A 20133-nucleotide genomic window follows, 5' to 3' on the forward strand; every position below is an offset into this window, starting at 1 on the left:
GTCACCATCCTGGCACTTTTTTGCCGGGCTGACTACTCTTCGTCATCACCATCGACATGCGCGCGGATGAGCGCCATGAATTCTTTCCCGAAGCGCTCCAGTTTGCGCATCCCAACCCCGTTAACGCTTAACATCTCGCTGGCGGAAACCGGCATCTGTTCCGCCATTTCTATCAACGTGGCGTCGTTAAAGACCACATACGGCGGGATATTCTCTTCATCAGCGATAGCTTTACGCAGCTTGCGCAACTTAGCGAACAATTTGCGATCGTAATTACCGCCGAACGATTTCTGCATCACGCGGGGTTTGAGGGCGACGATGCGCGGCACCGCAAGCTTTAGCGGAACGTCTCCACGGAGCACCGGACGCGCGGCATCCGTCAACTGTAATGCGGAGTGCTGCGCAATATTTTGCATTACCAGCCCCAGATGAATGAGCTGGCGAATCACGCTCACCCAGTGCTCATGGCTCTTTTCGCGTCCCATGCCATAAACCTTGAGTTTGTCATGACCGAAATCGCGGATGCGTTGGTTATTCGCGCCGCGGATCACCTCGACAACGTAGCCCATGCCAAAACGCTGGTTAACCCGACCAATGGTAGAAAGCGCAATCTGGGCATCGTTTAAGCCATCATATTGTTTGGGCGGATCGAGACAGATATCGCAGTTGCCGCACGGTTCTTGTCGGCCTTCGCCAAAGTAATTAAGCAATACCAGGCGGCGGCAGGTTTGCGCTTCGGCAAAAGCGCCCATCGCATTCAGTTTATGCCGTTCAATATCCTGAAGCTGTCCGGCTGGTTTCTCTTCCAGACAACGACGTAGCCAGGCCATGTCAGCCGGATCGTAAAATAGCATGGCTTCCGCAGGCAGTCCGTCGCGCCCGGCGCGGCCCGTTTCCTGATAGTAGGATTCAATATTGCGCGGGATATCGAAATGCACGACGAAACGTACGTTAGGTTTGTTTATGCCCATTCCAAAAGCGACGGTCGCCACCACGATTTGCAGATCGTCGCGCTGAAATTTTTCCTGCACATCGGCGCGAATAGCGTTTTCCAGCCCCGCATGATAGGCCGCCGCGCTAATGCCGCGACTTTGCAAGCGCGCAGCGGTATCTTCCACTTTCGCCCGACTGTTGCAGTAGATGATACCCGATTTGCCGCGTTGCTCCTGAACATAGCGCATTAGCTGGTCGAGCGGCTTAAACTTCTCCATCAGCATGTAGCGGATATTCGGTCGGTCAAAGCTACTGATCTGGATTAACGGATCGTTAAGCCCAAGCAGACGAATAATATCCTGGCGCGTGGTGTCGTCGGCGGTGGCGGTCAATGCCATAAACGGCAAAGCGGGAAAACGCTGGCGAAGCTGACCGAGAGCCGCATATTCCGGACGGAAATCATGACCCCACTGCGAGATACAGTGCGCTTCATCCACCGCCAGCAATACCGGATTCCAGTGCGCCAGATGATCAAGAAAGTTGTCCAGCATCAGGCGTTCCGGCGCAATATACAGCAGACGAATCTGTCCGGTACGGCACCCCGCCATCACCTCAAGCTGCTGCTCGCGGCTTTGAGTGGAGTTCAGACAGGCCGCCGCCACCCCGTTCGCCAGTAGCTGATCGACCTGGTCTTTCATCAACGAGATCAGGGGCGAAACGACGACGGTCAATCCGTCCAGCAACAACGCCGGGATTTGATAGCACAGAGATTTGCCGCCGCCGGTGGGCATGACGACCAGACAGTCGCGACCGGAGAGCGCAGTATCAATAATCGCTTCCTGGCCCGGGCGAAACTGTTGGTAGCCAAAGGTTTCCTGTAAAACCTGTTTGGCCCCTGATTCCAGATTCAACACTTCCGCCTGCGCCACATTAACCCCGTTCACCATAAATCAAAACAGGCGCTATTTTCAGCGCCTGCGAGAGAAACTGCAATGTTTAAAACACAATCCAATCAGAAGATATCGTTAAGCATCACGCCGACGCCGACACGTGTCTGATTAAAATTATAGTCGATCAGCGATTCGCCATAGCCGCTGTACACCTGGGTATAAAGCCGGACATGTTTAGTGACCGGATAGCTTAATCCAACTTCCGCGCCGCCGTAGCCTGTATTCCAGTTGTACTGGCCTTTGGCGCTTAATACCGCCTCGCCCAGGTGATAACCGATTTTAAGCTGGTAATAACCCATATATTTGGTGATGTCCGGATTATCGTCGGTACTGCCAATCACGTACCACGGTTTGACCTCTACCAGCCAGTTACCGTTTTCGGCCATCAGACGGGTATACAGACGGTTCCAGCTACGCGAGGTGGGGTCCGAACGTCCGTTAGAGTCATGGTTGTAGCCCATCTCTACGTCGCGCAGTGTCCAGCCGGCAAAGCGATAATCGGTAGCAAAACCAAGAAAAAGCTGCGGTTCGTAGTTGGTTTCGCGAAACGGCGAAGACTCTTTACTGTTGGAAAGCTGCCACCAGGATTTCTGCGTATAGGAAGCGCCCAGTACCGAGTTCGGCCCCAGTATTCCGCGCCACAGCGGAAACGCCAGGCTCAACTGAAATTTCACTTCATCTTTACGTGCGTTTTCAGACCAGTTGTAGGTACTTATGGCCTCTTTGTTCAGATCGCTGGTGTTCGTGTAGATCAAGTAGTTCGTGTCATAAGGGTAAAGCGTAAAAGGGTTATCATGCTCCTGTAGCATGTTAGCGATGATACTTCCCCGTACTGCAGGCGCATCATGAACCTCTTTTATCGTAGCTTCTTGTGCATATGCCGCTAATGGCAGTAGCGTGGCTGGCAACAACCCTCTCAAAATCGCCCGCATTCTTGACGTTCTCCTGACGAAGTATTTTCAGCTTGAATCATTCTCTGCCAACCATTTTTACATATTTACACACATAGCCGTTAGTTATCCCTTCTTAAAGTAGAAAACAACAATTAATAAGCATAATATCAACATTTCATTAACCAATGGAGTGTCAGGAATCTATGTCCGCTGTACTTACCGCTGAACAAGCTCTGAAATTAGTGGGTGAAATGTTTGTCTACCACATGCCGTTTAATCGGGCGTTAGGGCTGGAGCTGGAACGCTATGAAAAAGCGTTCGCCCAACTGGCCTTCAACAACCAGCCGATGATGGTCGGCAACTGGGCGCAAAGCATTTTACACGGCGGCGTGATCGCCTCTGCGCTGGATGTCGCCGCCGGACTGGTATGCGTCGGCAGCACGCTAACTCGCCACGAAACCATCAGCGAAGATGAACTACGCCAGCGCCTGTCGCGGATGGGAACGATTGACCTGCGCGTTGATTACCTGCGTCCGGGCAGAGGCAACCGCTTTACGGCCACCAGTAGCCTGCTGCGCGCAGGGAATAAAGTGGCCGTCGCCCGCGTGGAATTACACAATGAAGATCAGCTGTACATCGCCAGCGCCACCGCTACTTATATGGTGGGATAAAAGCAGGTAAACTGTTGTTACACTTCAGATACGAGTTTTCCGGATGGACGCAAAACAAACACGGCAGGGCGTATTACTCGCTCTTGCCGCCTATTTTATTTGGGGGATCGCCCCCGCGTATTTCAAACTGATCTATTACGTTCCCGCAGATGAGATCCTGACGCACCGCGTGATTTGGTCATTTTTCTTTATGGTGGCGCTGCTTAGCGTCAGCCGGCAGTGGCGACAGGTTAAGCGTTTACTGAAAACGCCAAAGAAGATTTTCCTGCTGGCCCTGTCCGCCGTACTGGTCGGCGGTAACTGGCTATTGTTCATTTGGGCGGTAAATAATCACCATATGCTGGAGGCCAGCCTGGGTTATTTCATTAATCCACTGGTTAACATCTTGCTGGGGATGATTTTTCTTGGCGAACGCTTCCGTCGAATGCAGTGGCTGGCGGTGATTCTGGCGGTGTGCGGCGTGCTGGTGCAACTGTGGACGTTTGGTTCACTGCCGATTATCGCGCTGGGGCTGGCGTTTAGTTTTGCGTTTTACGGCCTGGTGCGTAAGAAGATCGCCGTTGAAGCGCAGACGGGTATGCTGGTCGAAACGCTATGGCTGTTGCCGGTCGCCGCGATTTATCTGTTTGGCATCGCCGATAGCCCTACCAGCCATATGGGGCAAAACGCACTATCGTTGAACTTGCTGTTAATGGCGGCGGGTGTGGTCACTACGATTCCGCTGCTGTGCTTCACCGGAGCGGCTACGCGTCTGCGTCTTTCTACACTGGGCTTTTTCCAGTATATCGGCCCAACGCTGATGTTTTTACTGGCGGTGACGTTTTATGGCGAAGTGCCGGGCGCGGATAAGATGGTGACATTTGCGTTTATCTGGGTCGCGCTGGCGATTTTCGTGATGGATGCGATTTATACGCAGCGTAAAAAATAACGCGACTATTATTCTAAATATAATCTGAAAAAATATGCCTCCCCTTGTAAGGGGGGTAGCATATTGTCATGCTAACGACGTAACCCAACATATGGATGTGAAATTAATGTTAAGTGTTTTTATTCCTTCATCTGAGAGATGTGTTTCCAGATGTCGCTATTTATTATCATTCGCGCTAATAAATATAATATTTTCCATTTTGGTTGGGGTTTTATTACATTTAAGCTTTGTGATACTGGCAATTTTATTCACAATTTTACTACATTATCTCGTCATTAATTTAAACTGTCAGCGATTCAGAGACAGTGGCTTTGAATATATAAAATTCTATGTATGGGGTACGCTTGTAATCTATATTGCCTCCTTCGTGATAATGGTTGCTGAAGATTTCGCTTGCGATGGCTTTGGTATGCCTCTTTTTCTAATCTGGTATTTTGCAACCTTTTCTCTGCTACTTCTGGCCCCCCCGGATTCGAATTCACTCAACAAGTAATTTAATGGAGTTTACATGGACAAGGATTATATTAATGATGGTTCGCTATCTGAAAAATGGAAATACCGTTTTTCATTTTACGATCAACATGGTTTCCCTGGATTTTGGAAAGTAAGCCCAGAATATAAACAGGCATTTAAAGCATTAAAGCCCCGACAACGGTTGACTATTCAAATAAACTTTATTGCCTTTTTCTTCTCATGGATTTATTTGTTTGTACTGGGTCTGTGGAAAAAAGCAATTATAGTTATTTTATTAGGGATCGTTGCAATATTTATTGGAGCATTAATCGGCGTTAACATACTTGGACTTGTTGTCGCAGCTTATGTCGGCGTCAATACAAATAAGTGGTTCTATGAAAAAGAGGTTAAAGGTATCAATACCTGGAGCCTGTAACTTTTCAGGGTGGTTCAGCCGCAGCTGAATCACCCTGGCCTTAATGTCTTACAGCCAGTTCTTGCGCTTAAAGTACAAATACGGCGCAAGCCCCGCCAGAATCATAAAGATAATCGCGCCTGGATAACCAAAGCTCCACTTCAGTTCCGGCATAAACTCGAAGTTCATCCCATAGCTGGAAGCGACCAGCGTCGGCGGCAGGAACACCACGGAAACCACCGAGAAGATTTTGATAATGCGGTTCTGCTCAATATTGATGAAACCCATCGCCGCCTGCATCAGGAAGTTCACCTTCTGGAACAGCGATTCATTGTGCGGCAGCAGAGATTCGATATCGCGCAGGATCTCACGCGCCTGCTCCAGCTGTCCGCCCGGTAAGCGCGCCTTGCGCACCAGGAAGTTCAGCGCGCGTTGGGTATCCATCAGACACAGGCGTACCTTCCAGCCGATATCTTCCAGTTCCGCCAGCGTGGAGAGCGCTTCGTCGTATTCATCGCCCTGATGCCCTTCCATAATGACGCGGCTCAGTTTTTCCAGATCGCTGTAGATGTTTTCGATCTCATCCGCTAACTGTTCAATTTTGGTTTCGAACAGATCGAGCAGTAATTCATAAGCATTACCGTCGACCATCGCCTGGCTGCGGGCGCGCATACGATACAAACGGAAGGCGGGCAGTTCGCGTTCACGCAGCGTAAACAGACGGCCATCGCGAATAGTGAATGCCACCGTAGAGTTACCGGCATGATCTTCCGCATCTTCGAAGAAGAAGAAGGAGTGGATATGCAGTCCGTCTTCGTCTTCAAAGAAGCGCGCGGATGCTTCGATATCTTCCAGTTCAGGACGCGTCGCCAGACTCTGGCCCAGCTCAGATTGTACGCGCAATCGCTCGTCGTCGTCCGGTTCGACCAAATCGACCCATACGGCATCAATCAGGCTTTGTGACTCCTCGACTTCCAGCCGGGTCAGTCGGTTTTTTTCCAGTTGAAATGCGCTCAGCATGACCGGGACTCCCAATGCGTAAAAATATCGGACAGTTCAGATGGGCACACAGAAACAAATTGGGTTTCAGACCATTAAACAGCCTGACTCAACGCGACGGGAAAAAATGAAAGGTCGCTGACAACCGCTAAGGCTATCAGCAAAAAGGGATAGCCTTAGGAGTTGATCCTGGATGACAGGATAATGAGCCAGTATCTACTGGGTGTGTCCAAGGCGAATGTCCTCTTAGCGTAATCGTGGGCGCATGTTACGCCAGCAAAAATTTGCCGTCAACACGCAACGAAACGCGAAAAAGCAATAATTTCCCCTTATGCAGAAAGGTTAGCAGAGTGAGAGTATTTATCTATGATTTCAGAATATTAACATCAATATATCGCCGGATGGCGGCTTCGCCTTATCCGGCCTACAAATCAAAATGTTAGCCAGCGCGTAGGCCGGATAAGAGGTGCCATCCGGCAATATGAGAGCCGGTCAAACCGTTTCCAGCTTCGCATACGCGGCAACCAGCCATTTGATCCCTTGCCCCTGAAAAGCCACCTGCAACCGGCTATGCTCGCCGCTGCCCTCCAGGTTGACAATAGTTCCCTCGCCGAACTTCGCATGGCGCACGCGTTGGCCGAGTTTGTAGCCTGTGTCGTTTTCCGCCAGCGGCGTTCCCATTCGTTGATGGCTCACCGGACGACTGACGGTGGCACGCAGGCGGACCTCTTCCACGCACTCCTCCGGCAACTCGCCGATGAAACGCGACGGGCGATGATAAACCTCTTTACCGTACAGACGGCGAGTTTCGGCATAGGTTAGCGTCAGTTTCTGCATGGCACGGGTAACGCCGACGTAGGCCAGACGACGCTCCTCTTCCAAACGCCCGCCCTCATCCAGCGACATCTGGCTGGGGAACATGCCCTCTTCCATGCCGACGATAAACACCTGCGGAAACTCCAGCCCTTTGGCCGAGTGCAGCGTCATCAGCTGTACCGCATCCTGCCAGGTATCCGCCTGCCCCTCGCCCGCTTCCAGCGCCGCGTGAGAGAGGAAGGCCTGCAATGGCATTAAATCTTCATCTTCGTCGTTGTAGCTGAACTGCCGCGTCGCCGTCACCAGTTCCTCTAAGTTTTCGATGCGCGTCTGGCCTTTCTCGCCTTTTTCTTGCTCATACATGGTGCGCAGGCCGGAATCTTTGATCACCCGGTCAGTCTGCACATGCAGCGGCATGTCGGCGGTTTCCTGCGCCAGGGCGTCGATCAGTTCCATAAAGCGTTGCAGCGCGCTGGCCGCACGCCCGGCCAGGGCTTTTTCCTGTAACAATTCACGGCACGCCTGCCACAATGTTAGCTGGCGATCGCGCGAGGTCTGGCGCACCACGTCCAGCGTGCGGTCGCCGATGCCGCGCGTTGGGGTATTCACCACGCGTTCAAAGGCGGCATCATCGTTGCGATTGGCAATCAAACGCAGATAAGAGAGCGCATCTTTGATCTCCTGGCGTTCGAAGAAGCGCATCCCGCCGTAAATGCGGTACGGCATACTGGCCTGTAATAACGCTTCTTCCAGCACGCGCGACTGGGCGTTGCTGCGATAAAGGATGGCGCATTGCGCAAGCGCGCCGCCGTTGTCCTGCCAGGTTTTGATACGGTTAACCACAAAGCGCGCTTCATCCAGTTCGTTGAAAGCGCAGTACAGAGATATCGGTTCGCCGTCAACGCCGTCAGTCCACAGCTTTTTACCCAAACGCCCATTGTTATTCTCAATCAGAGCGTTCGCCGCGCTAAGGATGTTGCTGGTCGAGCGGTAATTCTGCTCCAGACGAATGGTCTGCGCGCCGGGGAAATCATTGAGGAAGCGCTGGATGTTCTCTACCTGGGCCCCGCGCCAGCCGTAGATCGACTGGTCATCGTCGCCAACGATCATCACCTTACCGGTATCGCCCGCCAGCAGACGAACCCAGGCGTACTGAATATTGTTGGTATCCTGGAATTCGTCCACCAGGATGTTAGTAAACCGCTCGCGATAGTGTTGCAGGATGTGCGGCTTGTTCAGCCATAGTTCATGAGCGCGCAGCAGTAGCTCGGCAAAATCCACCAGACCAGCGCGATCGCACGCTTCCTGATAGGCCTGATACACCTTCTGCCAGGTCTGCTCCACCGGGTTGCCATAGCTTTGGATATGGTGCGGGCGTAGCCCTTCGTCTTTCTGGCTATTGATGTACCACATCGCCTGACGCGGCGGCCACTGCTTCTCATCAAGATTCATCGCCTTAATCAGGCGCTTAAGCAAACGCATCTGATCTTCGCTGTCGAGAATCTGGAAATCCTGCGGCAAATTAGCGTCCATATGATGCGCGCGCAGCAGGCGGTGCGCCAGACCGTGGAACGTCCCTACCCACATTCCGCCCTGGCTGGTCCCCATCAACTGGCCAATACGATGGCGCATTTCCGCCGCCGCTTTGTTGGTAAAGGTCACCGCCATGATGGAGTATGGCGAGTTGTTTTCTACGCTCAGTAACCAGGCGATACGGTGCACCAGCACGCGGGTTTTCCCGCTTCCCGCGCCCGCCAACACCAGCATGTTGCTACGTGGCGCGGCCACCGCTTCGCGCTGTTTATCATTAAGGCTGTCGAGCAGGTAAGAAACGTCCATTGGCACCGCCGCGTAAAAACATGAAAACTAAAAACGCCCGGTGGCGCTTCGCTTACCGGGGCTACTTATCGTAGGGCGGATAAGCATAGCGCCATCCACCAGAATAACTGGGAATTTATACAGAACTACTGGTGATTATATCAGCGAGGTGAGAGATGCCAACCGCGAAATTTCGATATGCGGCAGTAAACGGCTGTCCTGCGTCCGCATCAGGTCGGCATTTTCAGGTTTAATCCAGCAGGCCTGCATCCCACAGCGAATAGCGCCAGCCACATCGGTAGTCAGATCGTCGCCGACATGCAGGATCTCGCCGATCGGCACATGCAGTTTTTCCGCCGCCAGGAAATACATGTCGCTAAATGGCTTGGAACGTCCATCCGGGCCGGCGCGCAGTACAAACTTAAAGTAATCGCCGAGGCCAAACAGTTCCGGCTGGGCGTTGCCGTTAGTGATCGCCACCAGCGGCCATTTTTTCGCAAGCTGCTGTAACGTCTCATGGGTAGCCTGCGGAACCTCAATCTGGCTGCGCCATTTGGCAAAATGCATCATCGCCGCATTCGCGCCGGCAATGGCCTCCTGCGCCGATAATCCCGCATCCCGCATGGCCTGCTCTATCGCGCGATGGCGCCAGCGGGTAACGTCATGATAGATTTCCGGCTCCGCTTCACGCACCGCCTGCCGTATCCGCTGTAAATCGACGTTTTGAAACGAACGTAGCGACGGGTGATAATTTTGCATAAAAGCGAGCGCTTCCTGCTCAGTACGCAAAATCACCGGACGGTTATCATAAAGGGTATCATCCAGGTCAAAGGTGAGCGCGGCAATACACCCCAAAGGCCGGTAAAAACGCATTATTTCCCCCGTTTAGCGCGCGGATGCGCCGCGTCGTACACTGAAGCAAGGTGTTGAAAATCAAGATGAGTATAAATTTGGGTGGTGGAAAGGTTGGCATGACCCAGCAGCTCTTGCACGCCGCGCAGATCGCCGCTCGATTCCAGCATATGGGTCGCGAACGAATGGCGCAGCTTATGTGGATGCACGTGGCTGTTTAGCCCCTGCTTTATGCCCCATTCGGCGAACCGTTTTTGGACATTGCGCGCGGAGATACGCTTGCCGAGCTTCGACAGGAATAACGCCTCTTCATCGCTGGCGAACAGGCCGCGCAGATCCAGCCAGTGCTCAATCCACGTCACCGCGTTACGGCCAATCGGCAGGCGTCGCTCTTTGCTGCCTTTACCCATTACCCACACTTCTCCGGTATCGAGATCGAGGTGCTTTATATCCAGGCCAACCAGTTCGGATAAACGCAGCCCCGCGCCGTACATGACCTCCAGCATCGCCCGATCACGTACGGCGAGCGGATCGTTAAGATCGATGTCCAGCAGGCGGTTAACGTCGTCGACATCAATATTTTTCGGCAGATGACGCGGCGCTTTCGGTGCGGAGACGCCCTTCGCCGGGTTAGCTTTCAATTCGCCCTGACTGACTAACCAGTCAAAAAAGCTTCGCAATGCCGAGAGACGTAGCGCCAGACTGGCAGGGCCAAGCCCTTTGCGCCGACTGCGCACCGCAAAACTGCGCACAATCGCAGCGTCACATTGTTGCCAGCTTTTCAGCCCGGTTTCTCCGGCTAAAGCGATAATGGCATCAAGCTGACGCTGGTAGTTCAGCAGGGTAATGGGGCTAAGCTGGCGCTCCACGCCTAAATAGCGCAGGAACCGCGAGACATCCTGAGAAAGCGCGACATCCGTCATACGCGTTTAATCCAGCGTTCCAGCAGTTCCGGCAGCATCAGCGCGATCTCCTGTAAAAGCTGCGTCCCCTGCCCCGGCTGATAGTGGTGCGGGTCACGGCTGCTGAAGAGAATCACCCCGAGGTCGCCATCGCTGCCCATCATCGACATGGCTACCGACCCTACAGCCTTCGCCTCCGGCAAGACCACCAGCAGTTCCGGACCGTTTAGCGGGCCAAGATAATGCTGCGACTGTCCCAGTCGTTGAATACGCAGCGGCTCGAAGGCCTGACGGTTTAAAGCCAGATGCGTATAGCGCGATGGCGCGCCAAGACGCCACCGATCCGGGAACAAACGCAGCGTCGCGCCGGCAAGCCCCAAATCGCGCGCCCAGCGGTGAAACCGCATCAGCATCTCATCCAGACTATCCGCGGCGACCAGACGGCTTTGCAGATGCAGCAAGCGATAAAACAGGCTTTCATTGGCATGAGCCTGTTCCATCAGCAGCGTCATATTTTCTTCAAGCACATTGATGTGATTACGCGCGCGGGCCATATGCCACTCAACGAGCGAAACCGTTCCCCGCACGGGATGTGGAACACGCATCGCTTCAACGGCGTGGGCGTTACGGATAAAAAACTCAGGGTGGTGGCGCAGGTAATCGACGACCGCTCGATCGTCCAGTTCCGTGAGCGTTTCCTGTAGTTCTTCCTCTGGTTGCTTCATAAATGGATAAATCCGTCGTAGATATGTGCCGCCGGACCAGTCATGTATAACGGATGACCCGGACCTTTCCAGGCGATATCCAGCCGACCGCCCGGTAATTCCACGCGTACTTCTTCAGCCAGCAGCCCCTGCTGAATCCCCACGGCAACGGCAGCGCACGCGCCGCTGCCGCACGCGCGGGTCTCCCCTGCGCCGCGTTCATAGACTCGCAGCCGGATATGCTCGCGTCTTACAACCTGCATAAAACCAATGTTGGCGCGTTCCGGAAAACGCTCATGGCTTTCCAGAACCGGCCCCAGCGTTTCAACGGCCGCCGTGTCGACGTTATCAACCTGAATGACACAGTGCGGATTACCCATTGAAACCACGCCGCACAGTATGGTCTGTTCCGCCGCTCGCATAATATACGTCTTTTCCGCTTTGTTGGCGCGAAAAGGCACCTGCGCGGGTTCAAAGTTTGGCTCCCCCATGTTCACCCGCACCAGTTCATCTTCCGTGACGCTCAGTACCATCCGGCCATTCGCGGTACTGACCCGAATGTCGCGTTTATTGGTTAGCCCTTTCAGGCGAACAAATCGCGCGAAACAGCGCGCGCCATTGCCGCACTGCGAGACTTCACTGCCGTCGGCGTTGAAGATGCGGTAATGAAAGTCCAACTCAGGATCATAGGGCGGCTCAACCACCAGCAGCTGATCGAACCCTACGCCCAGGTGTCTGTCGGATAGCCGACGAATCAGTTCCGGCGAAAAAAAGACATTCTGCGTTACCGCGTCGACGACCATAAAATCGTTGCCAAGGCCATGCATTTTAGAGAATTGCATCATTCACTCCGTTCACGCGGGGACAGAAAACTATCCTCAGTAATTGACCTGGGACGGGCCATCTCCCGTTGCGCGATCGTTCTTATCGGGCATCGTGGACTGCGTTTGCGAATCGACTTTTTTCGTCGGCGGCGGCGCATTTTTATCGGCTGGCGGGAAATAAAGCGGCCCTTTCAAACCGCAGCCCGTCAGGCTGAACAGAGTCAGAAGTACAGCGAGTGTCTTAAACACGTTTTTCATTATGGATTGCCTGTAAGTTCATGCTTTCTATTTTCTATCATCGCAGGAGAAGGCGTAAAAGCAAGCGTTTAGGGGCTCTTTATAAAATCTGAAAAGCGGCGCGTTGCCATGATTATTGCGCATTTACATCAGGGAACATGCTTTGCTAATCACTTCAGGTTTACGTACCACGCCCGGATGACCTTATGCAATATCGTAATTTGTTTTGCCTTTTTTCGCTTTCACTTCTGCTGCCTCCCGCCTGGGGATGCCGGCTGAGTGAATCTCCGCACAATGTTTATCAACGGCAAGGCAGCGGCGTGGTTTATCTCCAGCCAGAAGAGGAGAACAATCTTTCGTTGCCGGAGGTGAATTTCAAACGCCTGCGTCGGTTACCCAATTCATTGATTAACCCGGCAACTCAGGGCTGGAACTGGATAGCCCAGCCCCCTTCCTGAACCGGAAAATTAACGCCGGAAAAGAGCACGGCTACTTTATGCATAATAGCCAGCAGGCTCAGGATATTCAGGTCTTTAGCATCAATGGGCCGCTAAAAGTCACCGAACGTTTTGCGTATGACAACCGCTATGTTTATACGTGGATTGGCAGCCAGCTTTACCGAACAGCATCCCCCTGCCCGGATAAGACGCATACTCTGAATAGGAACGTCATGTACACCAACAATAAAGATATCATCATCATAACGCAGGCGCAGGAATGCCAAAAATGACGCCGCTAAACCATTTTGCACGTTTGAATAAACATCTGAAAAACGCCCTTCGGGGCGTGGGGATCGGTTCATGCATTTACGTCATTGTTGAAAGCGTTATGCACGGCACGATAAACGGTGTTGAAGCTGCCGGAGTCCTGACGATAAGCGCGGTACTCGGTCTGCTTAGCGCTCTTTTGGATATCAAAGCAAAGCCGCGCGCCCCCTTAATCCTGTTGCATTTTCTCCTCTGCGGCGGCTGCGTCGCGCTGATGGTGGCAATGCTGTCGGCGCTGAACCATTTCCCGGTTAACGCGTCCGTTATACTTATCACCAGTGCGCTATTTATCGTCATTTATCTACCGCTGGGTTTTATCCTTTACCGCTCACAACGGTAATTCGTATCGGTTCCAGAAGCTGACGCTTCCCCTTATACTGGCGCTATCACTCAATAGCGGGATAAAACAATGAACGACAGTGAATTTCATCGCCTTGCCGACACTCTGTGGTTAGCCATTGAAGAACGTCTGGACGACTGGGATGGCGACAGCGATATCGACTGTGAAATCAACGGCGGCGTGTTGACCATCAGCTTTGAAAACGGCAGTAAGATCATTATTAACCATCAGGAGCCGTTGCACCAGGTGTGGCTGGCGACCAAACAGGGCGGCTATCATTTTGATCTGAAAGGCGACGAGTGGATTTGCGATCGCAGCGGCGAAACCTTCTGGGATCTGCTGGAGCAGGCGGCAACGCAGCAGGCGGGTGAAAAGGTGAGTTTTCGCTAAGTTTTAATTCCGCAGGAGAGCCAGAAGAATAGCGCTTTCCTGCGTATATTTAACGAGATATGCGGTCGTATTACCAACCCCGAAATGTGAAATACAGCCAGGTTGCCAGAAACAGCGCGGGCCATACACTCAACCAACCAACCCAAAAACCGTAGCGTTGCCAAAAGGTTAGGTTAAATAGTGGCTTCTGCTCGGTAAAAAGTTGACGTAACGCTGGTGACCAACGTTTTCCCTTGATTTCATTGCTGCAATGATTGCATATCGCTAAACCAAACTTATCTCTTTTTCTCGCTTGAGACAGACCACATGTACGGGTCCTTTTTTGGCGAATAATCAACCATACATCCTGATTATTACAATAAGGGCATGTTTCATGTGTGGGTAGGGTTGCCAGAGGCAGCACATCAATATGGTGAGTAATAACAAAAAACATATATCTCTACCCTATTGTTCCAGGTTTCTGGCAACAGCCATTTTAAAAATATCCTGTAACTCATCTGAATCATAATCGAGATCGTTTAGAGAGATATTCATCACGCGATTACTTCCATGCTTATTTAATAATGACAGAAAATTATTACGCATTTTCTCATTAGTAATTCGCTGACAATAAAGCTCAACATCTTTGACAAAAACGGCCAGCACAGGCGTATTATCGCTAACACGCTCACCAACATAGTCGATTTCATGCCAGTAAACTATTGGTAGCCTGGTTGTGTGTAATGTTACTCCCTCCTGGTTCAACGTTAGCTGTGGCTTTCCTGAAAAGGCGGAGTACCAGTAAGCACTTGCGCCTGCTATCATGAGGAGTATTAAAAAAACACACACCATCTTTAGCATAATACTATAATTTAGAAAGAGGCTCATCATAAGAGCTATAGCTACCACTGAATAAAACAGAGCTAATTTTATTTGTCGTTTCTTATTCACGTAAATAAGAATAGGGTTGTTTATTGACATATAATATCCTTTTATAAAAACATCCATAAGAAACCATTAAAGAGCTTTTGTTTCTAATATGGTTTTTCAAAACATATTTACGAAAACAATGAAAGACGCGATAGCGTTTTGAACGGTCTGGATATTACTACATAAATTGTATAAGAAAAAATATTGTCTAAACCTTGTTCCGCTCAATGAGCATTCTTCGAATGTAGGCTGGATAAGGCGTGTTAGCGCCGCCATCCGGCACAGTATCGTTCTAAAGCCATAATCATATTGATAAGAATAATGGCCGCACATGTGAGCATTAACGCGGTAAAGAACAAAAAGGCGATACCGTACAATTCCCATCCCAAGTCATAGAGAAAATGGTAATTGTCGCAGGAGATGATCACATCCTCCAGACCGGGACATACTTTTCCCCATCGCCCCCAGTAAGACGCATCCCAGAGTTGAAAACTGGCCATGCTGGCGCATAGCGAGAGCAGGCACCCAGCGGATATAAAACAGAATAACTTATTTATAAGAATGAAGCCGAGGCTGACCATCGCCATGACTATCCCTAACAAAATGAACGCATCTGCCACCTCAAACCTCCTCCTGTAAACCAAATGCGGAGGTCACGGTAACGAAGTTGGGTGAAGTTAATGTGAAGCGGTGAACGCCGGCCGGGCAGCTTTGCCCGGCGCAGCACTTACGAAAAATACTGCTGCAATAGCGGCGCGTCATGATCCTGGTTTGCTGGCGGCACGGTGTTGATAGGCTGCGTACGGAATGGGATCACCTGCGCGCGGCCATCGGTTTTCACTATCTGGTAGAACTGCGGCAGGTTAAAGTTGATAAAACTGGAGCCATACGTGAAGCGATCGTGCGATGACGAATAGAAGCGACTGACGTCGCGCACCAGTTCTTCCTTGCTACCTTCGCAGTGGTGATACACTTCCGCCCGGTTACTTTCATCCAGAATATAAATATTAAAGCCTTTCTCATCGCCCGTTTCTTCAAAGAAGAACTGAATGATCCCTTCGCTGGCGAAGCCATCCACCACTGACGGCAATTTCACCTGGTTGGTTTCCACCTGTACCGACAGCCCGTGCAGCTTGTTATGCGAAATCGCGCCGTAGAATTCGATAGCGTTCTCCAGCTTCTGCACCGAGACATTCAAGCGTTCGAAGAATAGTCCCCACGTCTGCCCGGAAACCCGCAGCGCCTTGAAGCGACCGGTCTCCTGACGGGTGCTGGAAAGACGTAGCTCGATACATTCGGAGACCAGTTGCTGCACGCGGGTGCGAATCAGACCGCGAAGATGCTGACTGTAGCAGAACACTTCGACGCTATCCGGCGGCGCGGCATCCTGGTGCATTTTCCCCAGAATCGTTTTCAGCGCTTCGATCATCGCCTGCTCGCCGTTAAAGTGCAGAGTACGCACTTCGTTCCACGAGTTGCGATATAACAAGTCGATACTGCCTATCAGACAGTTTTGCTCTTCGCCAAAGCTGAAAACGTCCAGCTTACGGAAGTCAAAATGGACCACTTTATTGCGAAACGCCGCCGTCGGGTCATATTCGAGGTTAACGATAATCGCCAGATGGCGAATTTCACAGGGGCTGTAGAGCGCTTTCGGCGTTGGAGCAGGCAAGCGCAGCGGGAAATGGTGCGAAACATCGGCGACCATCTCCTGCAACTTAGGCAGGTCGACAATACCGTTGCCCTTAATAAACAGATGCGTTCGCGACGTCAGCAGGCCGTTGAACCACGCCCACGCGACCAGCTTATTAAGATAACGGTTATATTCCAGCGGCTGATGGCTGATGATGGAATCCATGTTCGGCGCGCGGTTGTAGAGATACCAGCCTGAACGGTTGGCGCGTCCCGGCGGCACATGGATAAAGGTTAAATTCGGCTCGGACAGATCCGGCGATATCTGCGGGTTCACCAGCGTGACTTTACCCGGCAACGCTTCAAACGCCGCGTACAGCTTACGCGTCAGTACGCCGATATCCTGCGGGCTGGCACTCACGCTGAGGTTGTTGCGCCGCGCAAAGCGAATCAGATTACGATAGCTCTGCATCATTGCGTCGAGCAATTCGTTGTGGGCTTCGCGCACCTGATCGATTTTCCAGTTTGCGCGATTATCGAGCATGGTCAGACGCGCGTCGTCCCATCCCCACTCGCTGACTAACTGGCTTAATACTTCCCGACGCCAGCCTACGCAGGCGCGCTCGCGACTTAATTTCTCGCACACTTTCAGGTAAAAGCAGCGGCGGACTAAATCCAGCCGCGTCGGATCTTCAATCGCCGTCAGGTATTCAGTGACCCGTTCCAGCATCATGCAGTAGGGATCGAGTCCAAACGATACGATTTCACCGTCATGCAGACGTTGTTTAATATCTTTCGCCAGCAGACGTGGGTTGGGATATTCCCATGAGTAGGCTTCCAGCAGCAGCGTTTTCAGCACCGCTTTGTACGGCGAGTCAATGCTCTTGTATAGCTGCCACAGGCTGGCGCCAAAGTACTCTTCGGCGGAGAGCGAGCTTAAGCCCCCCAGATCCAGCCATTCGTTTGGCGTTAATACGCCCTGCGCGTAGAGCGTCATGACATAGTCGTCGTAATGCTCTTCTTCGTCGCACGGCACCATACTCCACAGGATACGCTTCCCGGCCAGGCGCACAGCGGTACGATAAAACTCATCAAGCAACAGGATATGCTGCGTAGAACCACAGTCTTCCCCGCCCAGACTGCCGCTTTCGTTATGGCGGAAACGGTTCTCGTCGATCAGGAAGAAGCTCACCTCAACGCCAAGCGAGGCGGCCCAGCTTTCCAGCAGGCTACACTTACGTTGCAGCAACTGACGCTCTTCGCCGTCGAGCCAGGACTGATGGCACACCCAGATATCCAGGTCGGACGAGCAACTCTGCCCGACCGAGGAGGTGCTGCCCATGGTGTAAACGCCGGTAATCGGCAGCTCGCCCTTCGGCGGGTCCTGCGGCGTCATACCGCGGTACAGCTCAAGTTCGTTCAGATAGTGGCGTTGGGTTTCATCAGGCGTGTAGAAGCAAATACCGCTGGGAACGTTACCATCAAGGTAACCCGGCATCAGTGGATGGTGATAGTGCAATAATGTCGGCAGAAGACTGTAAACCTGCTGAAAAGCGGGTCCCATGGCAGCAAGCGCGCGATCCACACGCAGTTGATTTATGGCATCCAGTCTCTGTTTCAGAGTCTCAATATAGAGGTACAAGACGTATCGCCTGATGTTGCTACCCGTCATGGTGCAGGTCAGTACTTGACCGTCGCCATTCGGGATAAACCGTATGTCAAAAATAACCGTTACCCTTTCTCGTCTGCATATTTTTATCTAATACCGACGAAAAAATGGTCTAAAACGTGATCAATTTAACACCTTGCTCATTGACCGTAAAGAAAGATGCGCTACATACAAGTGTAGCACCGTTCGCTGCGTGTAAATTCTTAAATACGGGCTGGCGGTTTCTCGTCATTATTCACTGTCCTTGACGACACTGCGCCTTATCCTCTCACTCACGGTGACCGGAAAACTAACATACTCTCTATAAGGATGTTAGGATGGTCAATGATTGATAATGACGGTAACAAGCATGTTAGACAATGTTTTAAGAATTGCCACACGCCAAAGTCCCCTTGCGCTTTGGCAGGCACATTATGTCAAAGACGCATTGATGGCAACCCATCCGGGACTGACGGTAGAACTGGTGCCGATGGTCACACGCGGCGACGTGATTCTCGATACTCCCCTGGCGAAAGTTGGCGGTAAAGGACTGTTTGTTAAAGAGCTTGAAATCGCGCTGCTGGAAAAGCGCGCTGATATCGCCGTGCACTCTATGAAAGACGTTCCGGTGGCCTTCCCGGACGGTCTCGGTCTGGTGACCATTTGCGAGCGCGAAGATCCGCGCGACGCGTTTGTCTCGAATAAATATCACAGTCTGGACGATCTGCCCGCGGGTAGTATCGTCGGGACGTCCAGTTTGCGTCGCCAGTGTCAACTGGCGGAACGCCGTCCGGACCTCATTATCCGTTCGTTGCGCGGCAACGTCGGCACACGTCTCGGCAAGCTGGACAACGGCGACTATGACGCCATTATCCTGGCCGTGGCCGGTCTGAAACGCTTAGGTCTGGAGTCGCGCATTCGTACAGCCTTGCCGCCCGACGTTTCGCTTCCTGCCGTAGGCCAGGGCGCCGTCGGGATTGAGTGTCGTCTTGACGACGCGCGAACACAGGCGCTGCTCGCACCGTTGAATCACTCGCAAACCGCGCTACGCGTAACGGCGGAACGCGCTATGAACACCCGCCTGGAAGGCGGGTGTCAGGTGCCGATTGGCAGCTATGCAGAAATCATCAACGGTGAAATTTGGCTACGCGCGCTGGTTGGCGCGCCGGACGGTTCGGTGATGGTGCGCGGCGAACGTCGTGGTTCTCCCGAGCAGGCGGAGCAAATGGGCATCTCGCTTGCAGAGGAACTGCTGGAAAACGGCGCACGCGCGATTCTGACGGAAGTTTATAACGGCGAGACGCCCGCATGAGTATTCTGATCACCCGCCCCTCTCCCGCAGGGGAAGCGTTAGTGAGCCGTCTGCGCGCACTGGGGCAGGTGGCCTGGAGTTTTCCACTGATTGAATTTGTCGCTGGTCGGGAGCTACCCACCCTGGCCGACCGCCTGGCGACGCTCGCGGAAAACGATCTGGTTTTTGCCCTTTCACAGCACGCTGTCGCCTTTGCTCACGCCCAGCTCCAGCGGGATGGCCGAAACTGGCCTGCGTCGCCGCGCTATTTCGCGATTGGCCGCACCACGGCGCTCGCCCTTCATACCGTTAGCGGGTTCGATATTCGTTATCCATTGGATCGGGAAATCAGCGAAGCCTTGCTACAATTACCTGAATTACAAAATATTGCGGGCAAACGCGCGCTGATTTTGCGTGGCAATGGCGGCCGCGAACTGCTGGGCGAAACCCTGACAGCTCGCGGAGCCGAAGTCAGTTTTTGTGAATGTTATCAACGATGTGCGAAACATTACGATGGCGCGGAAGAAGCGATGCGCTGGCATACTCGCGGCGTAACAACGCTTGTTGTTACCAGCGGCGAGATGTTGCAACGGCTCTGGTCGCTGACTCCCGAGTGGTATCGTGAGCACTGGTTACTACGCTGTCGGCTATTGGTCGTCAGTGAACGTCTGGCGCACCTTGCCCGGGAGCTGGGCTGGCAAGATATTAAGGTCGCTGATAACGCCGACAACGATGCGCTGTTGCGCGCATTACAATAACTC

23 protein-coding genes and 1 pseudogene are annotated in these 20133 nt (G+C 52.5%); 10 read left to right on the plus strand and 14 right to left on the minus strand.

Going from position 1 to position 20133, the window contains the following annotated elements:
- Positions 1–32: 32 nt before the first annotated feature.
- Both recQ and pldA read right to left on the minus strand, forming a co-directional pair.
- Positions 33–1862 (minus strand): ATP-dependent DNA helicase RecQ, encoded by a 1830-nt coding sequence (gene recQ / locus QEN32_RS21860; protein WP_001533487.1) that lies wholly within the window; start codon positions 1860–1862, stop codon positions 33–35.
- A gap of 83 nt (positions 1863–1945) precedes the next feature.
- Positions 1946–2815 (minus strand): phospholipase A, encoded by an 870-nt coding sequence (pldA, locus tag QEN32_RS21865; RefSeq protein WP_001201692.1) that lies wholly within the window; start codon positions 2813–2815, stop codon positions 1946–1948.
- Positions 2816–2979: 164 nt separating this feature from the next.
- Between pldA and yigI the strand changes: the two genes are divergently transcribed.
- Genes yigI through QEN32_RS21885 form a run of 4 tightly spaced genes read left to right on the plus strand, consistent with a single transcriptional unit; the run spans position 2980 to position 5264 of the window.
- On the plus strand, positions 2980–3447 hold the full coding sequence (yigI, locus tag QEN32_RS21870; protein ID WP_001277136.1) for an acyl-CoA thioesterase YigI: 468 nt from the start codon (positions 2980–2982) through the stop codon (positions 3445–3447).
- Between the two features lie 43 nt (positions 3448–3490).
- Positions 3491–4375 carry an EamA family transporter RarD gene (gene rarD, locus QEN32_RS21875; RefSeq protein ID WP_000339080.1) on the plus strand — a complete coding sequence of 295 codons (885 nt, stop codon included), beginning with the start codon at positions 3491–3493 and terminating at the stop codon, positions 4373–4375.
- Between the two features lie 34 nt (positions 4376–4409).
- The gene (locus QEN32_RS21880; protein WP_001538085.1) at positions 4410–4868 is read left to right on the plus strand and encodes a membrane protein; all 459 of its coding nucleotides are present in this window, start codon (positions 4410–4412) and stop codon (positions 4866–4868) included.
- Positions 4869–4883: 15 nt separating this feature from the next.
- Positions 4884–5264: a DUF2628 domain-containing protein gene (locus QEN32_RS21885; RefSeq protein WP_000356594.1), complete on the plus strand. Its 381-nt coding sequence runs from the start codon at positions 4884–4886 to the stop codon at positions 5262–5264.
- A gap of 48 nt (positions 5265–5312) precedes the next feature.
- Here the strand turns inward: QEN32_RS21885 and corA are convergent, their stop codons facing one another.
- The 8 genes from corA to QEN32_RS21925 all read right to left on the minus strand — a co-directional run bounded on the left by corA (position 5313) and on the right by QEN32_RS21925 (position 12416).
- Complete coding sequence (gene corA, locus QEN32_RS21890; RefSeq protein WP_000947139.1) at positions 5313–6263, minus strand: magnesium/cobalt transporter CorA; 951 nt, start codon at positions 6261–6263, stop codon at positions 5313–5315.
- 155 nt (positions 6264–6418) lie between these two features.
- Entirely contained in the window at positions 6419–6475 is a 57-nt protein-coding gene (gene ysgD / locus QEN32_RS21895) for a YsgD/CorL family protein (protein ID WP_212723238.1), read from the minus strand.
- Between the two features lie 259 nt (positions 6476–6734).
- Positions 6735–8897 carry a DNA helicase II gene (gene uvrD, locus QEN32_RS21900; protein WP_000383436.1) on the minus strand — a complete coding sequence of 721 codons (2163 nt, stop codon included), beginning with the start codon at positions 8895–8897 and terminating at the stop codon, positions 6735–6737.
- Positions 8898–9032: 135 nt separating this feature from the next.
- Positions 9033–9749: a 5-amino-6-(5-phospho-D-ribitylamino)uracil phosphatase YigB gene (yigB, locus tag QEN32_RS21905; RefSeq protein WP_265322398.1), complete on the minus strand. Its 717-nt coding sequence runs from the start codon at positions 9747–9749 to the stop codon at positions 9033–9035.
- On the minus strand, positions 9749–10651 hold the full coding sequence (gene xerC, locus QEN32_RS21910; RefSeq protein WP_000132874.1) for a tyrosine recombinase XerC: 903 nt from the start codon (positions 10649–10651) through the stop codon (positions 9749–9751). The genes yigB and xerC overlap by 1 nt, the downstream gene beginning before the upstream one ends.
- The gene (locus QEN32_RS21915) at positions 10648–11355 is read right to left on the minus strand and encodes a DUF484 domain-containing protein (RefSeq protein ID WP_000812760.1); all 708 of its coding nucleotides are present in this window, start codon (positions 11353–11355) and stop codon (positions 10648–10650) included. Before QEN32_RS21915 ends, xerC begins: the two co-directional genes overlap by 4 nt.
- Positions 11352–12176, minus strand: a complete 825-nt coding sequence (dapF, locus tag QEN32_RS21920) for a diaminopimelate epimerase (protein WP_001160671.1) — start codon at positions 12174–12176, stop codon at positions 11352–11354. The genes QEN32_RS21915 and dapF overlap by 4 nt, the downstream gene beginning before the upstream one ends.
- 36 nt (positions 12177–12212) lie before the next feature.
- The gene (locus QEN32_RS21925; protein ID WP_000799903.1) at positions 12213–12416 is read right to left on the minus strand and encodes a lipoprotein; all 204 of its coding nucleotides are present in this window, start codon (positions 12414–12416) and stop codon (positions 12213–12215) included.
- A 185-nt stretch (positions 12417–12601) separates the two neighbouring features.
- Between QEN32_RS21925 and QEN32_RS21930 the strand changes: the two genes are divergently transcribed.
- The 4 genes and pseudogenes from QEN32_RS21930 (at position 12602) to cyaY (ending at position 13892) form a co-directional block, all read left to right on the plus strand.
- On the plus strand, positions 12602–12853 hold the full coding sequence (locus QEN32_RS21930) for a hypothetical protein (protein ID WP_001621231.1): 252 nt from the start codon (positions 12602–12604) through the stop codon (positions 12851–12853).
- Positions 12763–13125, plus strand: a pseudogene (locus QEN32_RS21935) (hypothetical protein); the annotation flags it as partial. The gene QEN32_RS21930 and the pseudogene QEN32_RS21935, both read left to right, overlap by 91 nt.
- Positions 13113–13502, plus strand: a complete 390-nt coding sequence (locus QEN32_RS21940; protein WP_198081466.1) for a DUF3021 family protein — start codon at positions 13113–13115, stop codon at positions 13500–13502. The pseudogene QEN32_RS21935 and the gene QEN32_RS21940, both read left to right, overlap by 13 nt.
- Positions 13503–13571: 69 nt before the next feature.
- Positions 13572–13892 carry an iron donor protein CyaY gene (cyaY, locus tag QEN32_RS21945; protein ID WP_265322399.1) on the plus strand — a complete coding sequence of 107 codons (321 nt, stop codon included), beginning with the start codon at positions 13572–13574 and terminating at the stop codon, positions 13890–13892.
- Between the two features lie 70 nt (positions 13893–13962).
- On the opposite strand, the gene QEN32_RS21950 is transcribed toward cyaY, so the two are convergent.
- From QEN32_RS21950 to cyaA, 4 genes are all read right to left on the minus strand, one after another.
- Positions 13963–14325: a hypothetical protein gene (locus QEN32_RS21950; RefSeq protein WP_031617805.1), complete on the minus strand. Its 363-nt coding sequence runs from the start codon at positions 14323–14325 to the stop codon at positions 13963–13965.
- 11 nt (positions 14326–14336) lie between these two features.
- Entirely contained in the window at positions 14337–14879 is a 543-nt protein-coding gene (locus tag QEN32_RS21955) for an STM3941 family protein (RefSeq protein WP_001747560.1), read from the minus strand.
- Positions 14880–15064: 185 nt separating this feature from the next.
- On the minus strand, positions 15065–15421 hold the full coding sequence (locus QEN32_RS21960; RefSeq protein ID WP_000752580.1) for a hypothetical protein: 357 nt from the start codon (positions 15419–15421) through the stop codon (positions 15065–15067).
- 107 nt (positions 15422–15528) lie between these two features.
- On the minus strand, positions 15529–18075 hold the full coding sequence (gene cyaA / locus QEN32_RS21965; protein WP_000281718.1) for a class I adenylate cyclase: 2547 nt from the start codon (positions 18073–18075) through the stop codon (positions 15529–15531).
- A 376-nt stretch (positions 18076–18451) separates the two neighbouring features.
- Between cyaA and hemC the strand changes: the two genes are divergently transcribed.
- Both hemC and hemD read left to right on the plus strand, forming a co-directional pair.
- Positions 18452–19393: a hydroxymethylbilane synthase gene (gene hemC / locus QEN32_RS21970; RefSeq protein ID WP_001521319.1), complete on the plus strand. Its 942-nt coding sequence runs from the start codon at positions 18452–18454 to the stop codon at positions 19391–19393.
- Entirely contained in the window at positions 19390–20130 is a 741-nt protein-coding gene (gene hemD, locus QEN32_RS21975; protein ID WP_000025490.1) for a uroporphyrinogen-III synthase, read from the plus strand. Before hemC ends, hemD begins: the two co-directional genes overlap by 4 nt.
- Positions 20131–20133 lie beyond the last annotated feature (3 nt).

Source organism: Salmonella sp. SA14318, assembly GCF_029866905.1.
Lineage (GTDB): Bacteria > Pseudomonadota > Gammaproteobacteria > Enterobacterales > Enterobacteriaceae > Salmonella > Salmonella enterica.